7 protein-coding genes and 1 rRNA gene are annotated in these 10,270 nt (G+C 54.0%); 3 read left to right on the top strand and 5 right to left on the bottom strand.

Translation table 11 applies throughout. From position 1 onward, the window contains the following. Positions 1–86, top strand: a 5S ribosomal RNA gene (rrf, locus tag BIS10_RS14605); the annotation flags it as partial. Between the two features lie 189 nt (positions 87–275). Here the strand turns inward: rrf and guaD are convergent. From guaD to xdhA, 4 genes are read right to left on the bottom strand one after another with little or no spacing between them, the layout of a single operon-like run. Next, positions 276–1,586 carry a guanine deaminase gene (gene guaD, locus BIS10_RS14600; RefSeq protein ID WP_083023601.1) on the bottom strand — a complete coding sequence of 437 codons (1,311 nt, stop codon included), beginning with the start codon at positions 1,584–1,586 and terminating at the stop codon, positions 276–278. 1 nt (position 1,587) lies between these two features. Beyond that, the gene (gene xdhC / locus BIS10_RS14595; RefSeq protein WP_083023599.1) at positions 1,588–2,457 is read right to left on the bottom strand and encodes a xanthine dehydrogenase accessory protein XdhC; all 870 of its coding nucleotides are present in this window, start codon (positions 2,455–2,457) and stop codon (positions 1,588–1,590) included. Further along, positions 2,454–4,877, bottom strand: coding sequence for a xanthine dehydrogenase molybdopterin binding subunit (gene xdhB, locus BIS10_RS14590; protein ID WP_253506181.1), 2,424 nt, complete (start codon positions 4,875–4,877; stop codon positions 2,454–2,456). Before xdhB ends, xdhC begins: the two co-directional genes overlap by 4 nt. Then, complete coding sequence (gene xdhA / locus BIS10_RS14585; RefSeq protein WP_253506179.1) at positions 4,861–6,312, bottom strand: xanthine dehydrogenase small subunit; 1,452 nt, start codon at positions 6,310–6,312, stop codon at positions 4,861–4,863. Before xdhA ends, xdhB begins: the two co-directional genes overlap by 17 nt. Positions 6,313–6,519: 207 nt before the next feature. On the opposite strand from xdhA, the gene BIS10_RS14580 reads away from it, so the two are divergent. Together BIS10_RS14580 and hrpB are read left to right on the top strand one after the other, a co-directional pair. Continuing rightward, positions 6,520–7,170, top strand: a complete 651-nt coding sequence (locus BIS10_RS14580) for a TetR family transcriptional regulator C-terminal domain-containing protein (protein ID WP_253506177.1) — start codon at positions 6,520–6,522, stop codon at positions 7,168–7,170. A gap of 3 nt (positions 7,171–7,173) precedes the next feature. Then, the gene (gene hrpB, locus BIS10_RS14575; protein ID WP_253506175.1) at positions 7,174–9,618 is read left to right on the top strand and encodes an ATP-dependent helicase HrpB; all 2,445 of its coding nucleotides are present in this window, start codon (positions 7,174–7,176) and stop codon (positions 9,616–9,618) included. A gap of 14 nt (positions 9,619–9,632) precedes the next feature. On the opposite strand, the gene BIS10_RS14570 is transcribed toward hrpB, so the two are convergent. Continuing rightward, on the bottom strand, positions 9,633–9,869 hold the full coding sequence (locus BIS10_RS14570) for a hypothetical protein (RefSeq protein WP_044629444.1): 237 nt from the start codon (positions 9,867–9,869) through the stop codon (positions 9,633–9,635). Between the last annotated feature and the right edge of the window lie 401 nt (positions 9,870–10,270).

Here is a 10,270-nt window from a genome sequence, read left to right as displayed (position 1 = left end):
GATCCCTTGCCGAACTCAGCAGTGAAACCGCTTAGCGCCGATGGTAGTGTGGGGTCTCCCCATGCGAGAGTAGGTCATCGTCAGGCACTTATACCGCAAGGAACCCAGCCAATAGGCTGGGTTTTTTGCTGCGCGCTCAATAAGCGCGCCATGACCCCAAGCCCCGTGCACCGCCTGCTCGGGGCTTTTTTAGTTTGGGCATGCTAAGACGCGGAATAATCCATAAAAGCCGCTCTTTAGGAGCGGCTTTTATGGCTATGTAGCAATGGCTTAGGTTAATCCCTGCGGTGTTGGCAAATGCCACCCGCCCAGGTTTCATAAATGGCGCGGTCGTCAGCAAGCATCATCAGTGCAAATAAACGCTCGCCAAGCGTGTTGCAGTGCTGGATGCGGCGCTCAAGGAGCGATGTAGCATGAGGATCAATAACCACAAAATCTGCTTCATAGGAGGGGGCAAGCTGGCCAACCTGACTGTTCAGCGAGAGTGCCTTTGCATTACCGTGGGTTAATCCGTAGAAGCCTTGCCAAGCGGTAAGCGGCTGCCCGCGTAGTTGACCAACCTGATAAGCACTTTTCAAGGTGCCAAAGCCTGAGAGGTCCGTACCTGCGCCAATGTCACTGGCATAGGTAAATGCCATCCCAGTCTCTTTCGCCGCTTCTCGATCAAAGAGTCCGCTGCCCAGAAAAAGGTTTGAGCTAGGGCAAAAGGCAATATTAGCGCCTCGCTCGGCCAAACGCTTGCGCATTCCGTTATCAAGGTGGATGCCATGGGCAAAAGTGCTGCGTGATCCTACTAGGCCAGCTTCTTCATAAACAGAGAGGTAGTCCCTGCTGCCTGGGAAGAGTTTGGCGACCCAGTCTAACTCCCCACTGTTTTCAGCCAAGTGAGTTTGTAACCACAGAGTAGGGTCATTGCGAAGCAGGGCACCAGCTGCATCCATCTGTGTCTTGGTAGATGTCGGCGCGAACCGTGGCGTGACGCTGTAACCAAGACGCTGCTTGCCGTGCCAGTCTTCAATCAAACGCTCTGTATCGGTGATTCCCGTCGAGCCGTCCATCAGCGCATCAGGCGCGTTGCGATCCATCAAGACTTTTCCTACCAGCATACGCAGCTGGCGTTTTTGGCAAGCCGTGAAGAAGGCATCTACCGAGCCTGGGTGGCTCGAACCGAACACTTGGGCTGTCGTTGTGCCTGCACGGAGCATTTCGTCTAGAAAGGCATTAGAAAGTGCCTCTGCATGGGCGTGGCTGGCAAACCGACACTCCTCAGGAAAGGTATAGTCATTCAACCAGTCCAGCAGTTGCCGCCCGTAGGAGGCCATGATATCAAGCTGAACGTAGTGCACATGGGTATCAATAAACCCAGGCATAATCAGTCTGCCGCGATAATCGAGCACTTGGCTATTCGGAGGTAGCTGGTCAATGAGGTCGGCATAGTGCCCAATCGCTTGGATATGGCCCTCTTTAAGCCATAAAAGACCGTCGCCGTAGTGCTCAAGACTGCCCGGTTGAGGCAAGTTGTCGTCGCCTGGGTCGCGGGCAAAGCTAACTAGCTCCGCACGGATAAACGTATCAGTAGAAGTCATATTAACTCGGGTTTGTCGCAGTATCGTGAAATAGAGAGCGCAGTGCGTCAGGCTCAAGCCCTCGGGTTTGGTGGGCAGTGGGTTTATCAGTAAGCCATAAAAGCTCAGTGACCACTGTCATAGCAATCGCGTAGGGCGTTTTATTACTGAGTTTGGTGCCATGAACAGCGCCAATAGGGCAGCGCACACGCTGTATTTCTTCTGGCTTATAACCATCGCGTTTCAAACGACTTTGAAAGCTAGCCCATTTGCTATCAGAACCAATCAGCCCGATAGAGGCTATGTCAGCGCGTCTAAGTAGCGCCGCTATCAGTGCGTAGTCCTCGTCATGGTTATGAGTGAGTACCAGGACATGGCAATGTGGTGGAAGTGCTGAAACGCTCTCTTGGGGGCTTGTTAGTGTGTGACAGCTAAGGCGAGGCTGCTGGTAATCTTGTTCGTCAAATATATCGGTACGGCTATCGTACCAATCAAGGTGCCAGGGCAAAGGAGCGCTGAGTTTAACGATCTCGCAACCCACGTGACCGGCCCCAAAGAGCGCAATGTGACTGGAAACGCCGGGAAATACTTCCAGTAGTACGTTAACAAAGCCGCCGCAGCACTGGCCGCTGCGCCCACCCAGCGAGAAAGCCTCTAAATGAAAGCCAGCGCTGCCTTGTTGCAAGAAGTCTCGGGCGGCGCTGATGGTTTGCCACTCAAATGTTCCTCCTCCCAGCGTATCGAAAATAGTATCAGCGGTGATCACCATTCGTGCGCCCGGCTCACGAGGAGTCGAGCCCGCGCTGGTCACCTGAGTTGCCAGCACGTGAGGAGTACCGCTGCGCTGCAGGCGGTTCAGCGCAGCGTGCCATGCTTCGGGCGCTTGCGTCATAACGCTTTATTCCTAATGGCATTGGCTGCCAGCATGACTCTTTCAGGTGTAGCTGGCGTGTCCAGGTGAGGGGAGACGCGATAATCCGCTAGGCTTGCTAGTGCATCCCGAAGTGCAGACCACACGCACATACCTAACATAAAGGGCGGTTCTCCCACCGCTTTGGAACGGTAAAGACTTGCCATAGAGTTTGGGTGCCCCTCCAACAGATCGACATTGAATACTTTCGGTAAGTCGCCATAGGTAGGGATTTTATAAGTGGCTGGCCCATCGCTGACGAGCACTCCCTTGGCGTTCCACTTCAGCTCTTCGCTGGTCAGCCAGCCCATGCCTTGAATAAACCCACCCTCTACTTGGCCAATATCAATAGCAGGGTTCAGTGAGTTGCCTACATCGTGTAGTACGTCAACACGGTCAACCAAATACTCCCCGCTGAGTGTATCTACACTCACTTCAGCCACTGCCGCGCCGAAAGCGTAATAATAAAAAGGGCGGCCTTGGCCTTTAGCCCGGTTGTAATGGATTAACGGCGTGGCATAAAAGCCTTTCTCAGAAAGAGAGACACGGTTCAAATAGGCGGTTTGAACGAGTTCGCCCCAAGGAATTCGACGCTCACTTTCGCCAATGCCAGCGATGAGCATGCCATGCTCTAGCCTCATGCCTTCTCTATCTAACCCGCCCTCAAAATGCCCCGCTGCAAACTCAAACAACCGCTCCCGAAGCTTGCTTGCGGCGTCTCGTGCTGCCATACCGTTTAGGTCAGCACCGCTGGATGCGGCGGTGGGTGAGGGATTAGGCACCTTATCTGTGCGGGTAGCGCTGATCCGCACGCTATCCAGATCTAGTCCAAGCTCTCGGGCAACCACTTGGCAGATTTTTGTGTGCAGCCCCTGGCCCATTTCTGTGCCGCCGTGGTTAATCATGATGCTGCCATCGGTATAGACATGCAGCAGTGCCCCTGCTTGATTAAGATGCTGGGCGGTGAAAGAGATACCAAACTTGACAGGAGTCAGTGCGAGCCCTTTTTTAATAACAGGGCTTGCCGCGTTGTAGTCCCGAATGTGTTGTCGGCGTGCCCAGTAGTCGCTGCTCGTTTCCAGGGTGTCAACCAGCGTGTGCAGAAGCTGCTTTTGGTCAACCTGCTGACCATAGTGGGTAGTATCCCGCCCCTCACGGTAAAAGTTGCGCTTACGAATCGTTAGCGGATCTTCACCAACGCGGCGGGCAATATCATCCATCGCCGCTTCAATGATCATCATGCCCTGGGGGCCACCAAAACCACGAAAGGCGGTATTTGACGCCGTATGGGTTTTAGCGCGGTGGCCGGTGACGCGCGCATCTCCCAATGAGTAAGCGTTATCCGCGTGGAACATCGCGCGGTCAACGATGGCATCAGAGAGATCTGGTGAATAGCCGCAGTCACCAATAACGGTAATATCGCCGCCTTTGATAACGCCTTGGGCATCAATCGCTAATTGATAGCGGTTATGGAAAGGGTGGCGTTTTCCAGTGGCACGCATATCTTCACTGCGTGGCAGGCGAAGTCGCGTGGCTTTACCGGTACGCCGAGCAATAATGGCGGCAATGCAGGCCCAGGGCGATGCTTGTGTCTCTTTACCGCCAAAGCCGCCGCCCATACGGCGCACTTCTACAGTGACCGCATGAAAAGGTATACCGAGCACTTCTGCCACCAATTTTTGGGTCTCACTGGGGTGCTGGTTAGAGGTATGAACCATCACCCCTTCATCCTCCGTAGGCACCACAATGCACGCTTGGCCCTCGAGATAGAAGTGCTCCTGCCCACCGATAAATAGCTCGCCTTCTATGGTTTGTTCGGCTTGCTGTAAGGTAGTTTGCCAGTCGCCCCGCTCCTGCACGTGGGTTGGGCGAACAACCTCTTGACGTCCAGCAGCGGCCACAGGATCTAGGCTAGCCGGTTGTTCGTCGATATGCAGTGTGGCCAGCTTCACGGCTTGGCGAGCTGCCTGTAAAGAGGTGGCAGCCACCGCAAATAGGCATTGCCCCGCGTAACTGATCTCCTGGTCGACAAAAATAGGGTCGCCGGGGAACACCGGCCCAATATCTGTGTGTCCTGGTACATCATGGAGAGTGATCACGTCGACAACGCCAGGCGCCTGTCTTACAGCATCAAGTTCCAGTTTCGTTAGCGTGCCGTGAGCGACAGGTGAAAGGCCGAGCGCCACGTGCAGGGCATCTTGGGGTGTTTTAATGTCATCAATATAGGTTGCTTTACCGGTGACATGTTTCTCTGCGCTTTCATGGAAGCTGGAAGCACCGGCTTGCCGTTGCCCGTGGCTATCCACCGTATGGCGAGCCAGTGGACCAGAACCTTGGATATGGTCATGCAGCTCGCGGCGAGCGCGGCTGCTGTCGCCATCAAGCTTAGTGAGCGTACGCATGGAGCATCACCTCTTGATTAGGTACTGAGAGCGATAGATAAAGGCGTTCGAGCAGGTTGGCTGCCACCTGATGACGATAGTGTTGTGTACCGCGCACATCGCTCATGGGTTGAAACTCTTCCGATAGCGCCCGCTGTGCCGCTTGAAAGTTCTCTTTCGCGATAGGCTGCCCTGTTAACGCTGCCTCTGTTTGTAGCGCTCGCTTAGGGATGGCCGCCATGCCGCCAAAGGAGATACGAACATCCTGCATAACGCCATCGCCGATACGATAATGGAAGGCTCCTAGTACGGCAGAGATGTCGTCTTCACGCCGTTTGGAGAGTTTCCATACTTTCAGGACGGCGTCGTCCGCCAATTGTGGAATAAATATTCGACTCACGACTTCATCCGCTGCCAGCGCCGTTTTTTTATAATCCAGGAAGAAGTCGCTCAGCGGCAGCGCGCGACTGCCATCCTGGTTAGCCAGCTCTACCCAGGCGTTGAGCGCCAGCAGTACGGGCGGGGTGTCACCAATAGGCGATGCGTTGGCAATATTGCCACCCAGTGTGCCGCGGTTACGCACCTGCTGTGAGCCGAGCCGGTGAAGTAGATGAGCAAAGGCGGGATAGTGGGTTTCTAGCAGTGGTTCGAGCTGTGAATAGGTGACGCCTGCGCCTACCCACCAGCCTGGCTGCTCATCAAAGATGGCTTCTTCAATATGGCGCAGCTCATCAACCCGCGTGACATCAATAAGTTGATTAAGCAACGCCAGGCGCTGCGTATTTTCCAGCCACAGATCGGTGGCACCGGCAACAAGGCGTGCAGATGGATAGTGTCGGCGTAGTTCAGTTAGTTGACTCAGTGTCGTGGGCTGAGCAAAAAGGTCCGTGTTGGCTTCCGCAGATTGAGGAGCGGTAAGTGGAGTATGAGCGGGTTGGCTGGCATCAATCCATTGCGGTGCTTTCCAAGAAGACTCCTGCATGCTTAGCGCTGCGTCACGAATAGGCCGATATCCGGTACAGCGGCACAAGTTGCCGCCCAGTGCTGCTTCAAGCCGCTCTGGCGTAAGGGGTGCTGGCCGCTGTTGCTGTTGTGAATGTAGCGTAAATAGCGACATTACGATGCCGGGCGTGCAGAAGCCGCACTGGCTGCCATGGCACTCCACCATGGCACGCTGTGCCGGGTGAAGTTCTTCGTCAGTGGCCAAGCCCTCTACGGTTAACAAGTGCTGGCCATGTAACTGGTGAGCGGGTGTAATACACGCATTCAGGCTTACAAAATGAGGCGCTGTATCGCTTTTAATGGCGACGGTACATGCGCCGCAGTCACCCGATGCACAGCCCTCTTTCGTGCCGGTCATCCCCAAATAGTCGCGTAGCAGCGTTAGAATGCTTGTGTCAGGGGGCACATGACACCGGGTCGGGGTGCCATTGAGCAAAAACTCAATTGTTGCCATGCCAAACTCCGTTATGATTGTTTTGACCGATCGGTCAACAATGTTGAGCTTGGGACAAAAATGCAAATCTTGCAAGACTTTGTTATATGAGATGTGGCATGCACTATTAGTGCGCATCGCACTGCGAAATGCACAGTGATGCGACACGCACGCTTGGTAGACATTTCTCGCGATTACACTGCAAGGTTTATTAAAGGAGCTTACTGAATGACGGCTGATACCGCGAACCAAGAAAATGCCAGCAGGGACCGTATTGAACAAACCATATTAAGCGCTGCAGAGCAGGTGTTTTCACAACATGGTTATCGTGGTGCTAGCCTGCAGGCGATTGCAGATCAAGCTAAGCTGCCAAAAGCCAATATTCTTTATTATATGGGGAGCAAGCAGGCGCTGTATGTGCGACTGCTAAATCGGATGATGAATCGCTGGAATGCGGTACTAGAGGATATTACTGAGGATAGCGACCCAGGGCAGGTGCTCAGTGATTTTATTCGCACCAAAATGATGCTTGGGCAGCGTTACCCTGAGGGGTCCAAACTGTTTGCCGCAGAGATATTGGCGGGGGCACCTTTCTTAAAAGAGTATCTCTCCGGCGAACTAAAGGAGTGGGTAGCCTCCCGCGCAGTGATTATTCGTCAGTGGTCCCAGCAGGGTAAAATGGACGATGTTGATCCACGTTGGCTGATCTTTCTAATTTGGTCGGCCACTCAGCACTACACGGAATATAGCGCTCAAGTGACCGGCATTCTTGGGGAAGAAGCGCTGAGTGAGGCTGACTTGGCTTCCATTTGTCAGTTCCTTGAGCACGTTATCCTGAAGGGATGCGGTATTACTTCCTCAAATGCAACCTCGCACTGATTCATGACCATATCGCTTCCCATTGAACAACATCTAAGCTCCATTCAAACCATGCTGGCCGAACACACTCGGCTTATTCTGGTGGCTCAACCAGGTGCCGGTAAAACAACCCGTGTCCCGCTAATGTTACTCTCCAGCGCCTGGGCGCAAGGTCAGCGTCTCTTACTGTTAGAACCGCGTCGCGTCGCCGCTCGCTTGGCAGCCACCTTTATGGCGTCACAGCTCAACGAACAGGTAGGTGAAACGGTGGGCTACCGGATGCGGGGCGATAGCAATGTAGGCCCCAATACCCGGCTAGAAGTGGTCACCCAAGGCGTGCTTACCCGCATGCTGCAAGACGATCCTTTATTGGAAGGGGTGGCGGGCATTATTTTCGATGAGTTTCATGAGCGAAGCATTGAAGCAGACCTAGGACTTGCGTTAGCACTGGATGTACAAGAGAGCATCCGTGATGATCTTCGGCTAATGGTGATGTCTGCCACATTGGATGTCGCTGCTTTAAAAGGTGTGTTAGGTAGTGACACCCCCGTTATTGAGAGTAGTGGCCGCGAATTTTCAGTGGAAACGCGCTACTGCCCTGTGGAAGCTCATGAATCATTAGATAGGGCTGCCTTGCGAGTCACCAAGGAGGCACTGAAGCGAGAGGGTAGTCGAGATGTGCTGGTAATACTGCCCGGTATCGCAGAAATTTCCCGGCTTGTGCAGGCTCTAGAAAGTAGCAGTATGGATGTTGAGATTCGTGCGCTTCATGGAAGCATGCCGCTCGACGCCCAGCAAGCGGCATTGCGGCCTCTTACAACACGGCAACGTGTCATCGTTTCAACCGCCATTGCGGAATCCAGCGTTACCGTCGATGGCGTCAATAGCGTGATTGATGCTGGCTTAGAACGAGTGCCGCTATTTAACCCTCGCACTGGGCTTACGCGTCTCATGACCCGGCGGGTGAATAGAGCGAGTGCTGACCAGCGACGTGGCCGAGCGGGTAGGCAGCAGCCTGGCGTTTGTTACCGCTTATGGTCAGCTGAGCAGCCGCTGGTCGCTTATGGTGAGCCTGAGATGTTGCAGGCTGATTTATCTAAATTAGCGCTAGAGCTAGCGCTATGGGGTGTGCACTCGCCGAGTGAGCTTTCATGGGTGACACAGCCACCTGAAGGAGCATGGAAAAGTGCCCAAGCGCTGTTGCAGCAGCTTCGCTTAGTAGATAGTGCCGGTATGTTGACCCCGCTGGGTAAACAGAGCGCTCAACTGCCCCTCGAACCTCGTTTAGCTACCATGCTCATTCAAGCGGCATCATTTGAAGCGGTGCCACTTGCCTGTGCCTTAGCGGCTTTAATGGAAGGCAGGGAGCGCATCAATGGCACGCTGCGCGACGCCTTAGCTCAAAGGGTTAACCAGCCTGCGGCTTATCCTCAGTGGCGACATGAAGTAAAGCGATTGTCGAGCCTGATGCGTTCGCCTGTGCCGCGGCACAGCTCCTTGGAGCAGCTTGGTGCGCTGCTTTGCCTAGCATACCCGGATCGCATCGCTCAGCTGATGACACCGGGTCGTTTTAAACTGGCTAACGGTAAAACCGCTACGCTACCTGCTCACCATCCACTGGCTCAAGAGCCTTTTTTAGTGGCAGTGAGTGTAGAGAGCGCTAACAGCGAGGCAGGCATCTATTTAGCAGAACCTATCACGTTAGCCACGCTGATTAACTTTTACCCCGAGACCCAGCAGTGGGAAGAGCGCATTGTCTGGTCAGAAGAGCAGGGTAAGCTGGTTGGTGAAGCCGTTCAGCGGCACATCGAGCTTGTGTTAGCAACACGCCCACTGCGGCGGTTGCCTGCCGACGCGGTAGAAAAAGCGCTAATGGCAGCGTTAAAACAGCGTCCCAACATGCTGTTTAACGCACAAGTGGTTCAACTGCAGGGGAGAATGGCGCTGCTCTTTGGCGCTTATCCTGAACAGTGGAACGATTGGTCCGACTCTGCGTTGTTAGGCAGTCTCGAGACATGGCTGGCCCCCTATATGGCGGGTCTGACGCGCTTAACGCAGTTGCAAAAACTGCCGTTTCACACGTACTTAATGAACACGCTTGATTGGAAGCAGCAGACTCAGCTAGAGCGCTTAGTGCCCAGTTTGATAGAAGCGCCTAGTGGCAATGCCGTTAAAGTGGATTACACACCCTGCCGGGAAGGCAGGCCACCGGTGCTGGCGTTGAAGCTTCAGGAAGCCTTTGGCTGGCAGGCAACGCCCACCGTAGTGGATGGGCGTGTACCAGTGACACTTCACTTGCTTTCCCCTGCACGCCGGCCACTGCAGGTGACTCAAGATTTGCGAAGCTTTTGGTTGAACGGCTACTCAGAAGTACGCAAAGAAATGCGCGGGCGATACCCAAAGCACCCTTGGCCAGAAGATCCTCTTACCGCTCAAGCCACAGCATATACAAAGCGCCGCCAGCGTTGAAAGGCTTGCCTTTCTTAGTTGCTCGGAGCGTCTTCACGCGGCGTTTCTTCTGGAATTTCACCGGGCTTGCGGTAGCGTACACCGTCGGCTTGGGGCTCTTCATAGCGGCGGTTTTCATCTTCAGGAACTACGCCCAGTACGGTCTCTTGGGAGCCATCTGGCCACGTATAAGTGGTGCAGCCCGCGAGTGGCAAAAGCGGCAATAAGGCGAAACACAGGTGGCGAAGAACGACTCCACGATGCTTGGGCATACACGGCTCCCTTGACAGGCCATTTTAGTTTTAACTTGGTGATGCATAGTGTGAATTGCCGGACTACAAGCCGCAAGCTTATTTACGCGTCGCTAAATTTCCTCCCAAAGGCAGCGTCGAAAGTCGTTCGATAGCTGCGTCACGCCAGCTATGCGGTCTGCATGGGCATCGGCTAGCGTTTTTGCCAATGCCTGATAGTGCTCGTTTAACTCGGCGTGTGTGCAGCGCTTGCGATTTTGGGTGAGGCATTGTACCAACGTAATGTTGCTTTGGGTGATGGCATGAAATAAATCAGCCTCTAACCTGGATTTCTCATAGCACCTCAGCCAGTACCGCACTCAGGCTAACACCGCTAAACACCTATTGGCTCGACTTACATCGGCTACTTTTTAACCACTTTT

It is taken from the genome of Halomonas sp. 707B3 (assembly GCF_024158645.1).
Taxonomy (GTDB): Bacteria; Pseudomonadota; Gammaproteobacteria; order Pseudomonadales; family Halomonadaceae; genus Vreelandella; species Vreelandella lionensis.
The sequence above is the reverse complement of the archived record's forward strand: the minus strand, read 5'-3'. Positions and strand labels throughout refer to the sequence as shown.

Bases quoted from the DNA above. Each gene is read 5' to 3' on its own strand.
- guaD (WP_083023601.1), bottom strand. From the start codon at position 1,586: ATGACTTCTACTGATACGTTTATCCGTGCGGAGCTAGTTAGCTTTGCC.
- xdhC (WP_083023599.1), bottom strand. From the start codon at position 2,457: ATGACGCAAGCGCCCGAAGCATGGCACGCTGCGCTGAACCGCCTGCAG.
- xdhB (WP_253506181.1), bottom strand. From the start codon at position 4,877: ATGCGTACGCTCACTAAGCTTGATGGCGACAGCAGCCGCGCTCGCCGC.
- xdhA (WP_253506179.1), bottom strand. From the start codon at position 6,312: ATGGCAACAATTGAGTTTTTGCTCAATGGCACCCCGACCCGGTGTCAT.
- BIS10_RS14580 (WP_253506177.1), top strand. From the start codon at position 6,520: ATGACGGCTGATACCGCGAACCAAGAAAATGCCAGCAGGGACCGTATT.
- hrpB (WP_253506175.1), top strand. From the start codon at position 7,174: ATGACCATATCGCTTCCCATTGAACAACATCTAAGCTCCATTCAAACC.
- BIS10_RS14570 (WP_044629444.1), bottom strand. From the start codon at position 9,869: ATGCCCAAGCATCGTGGAGTCGTTCTTCGCCACCTGTGTTTCGCCTTA.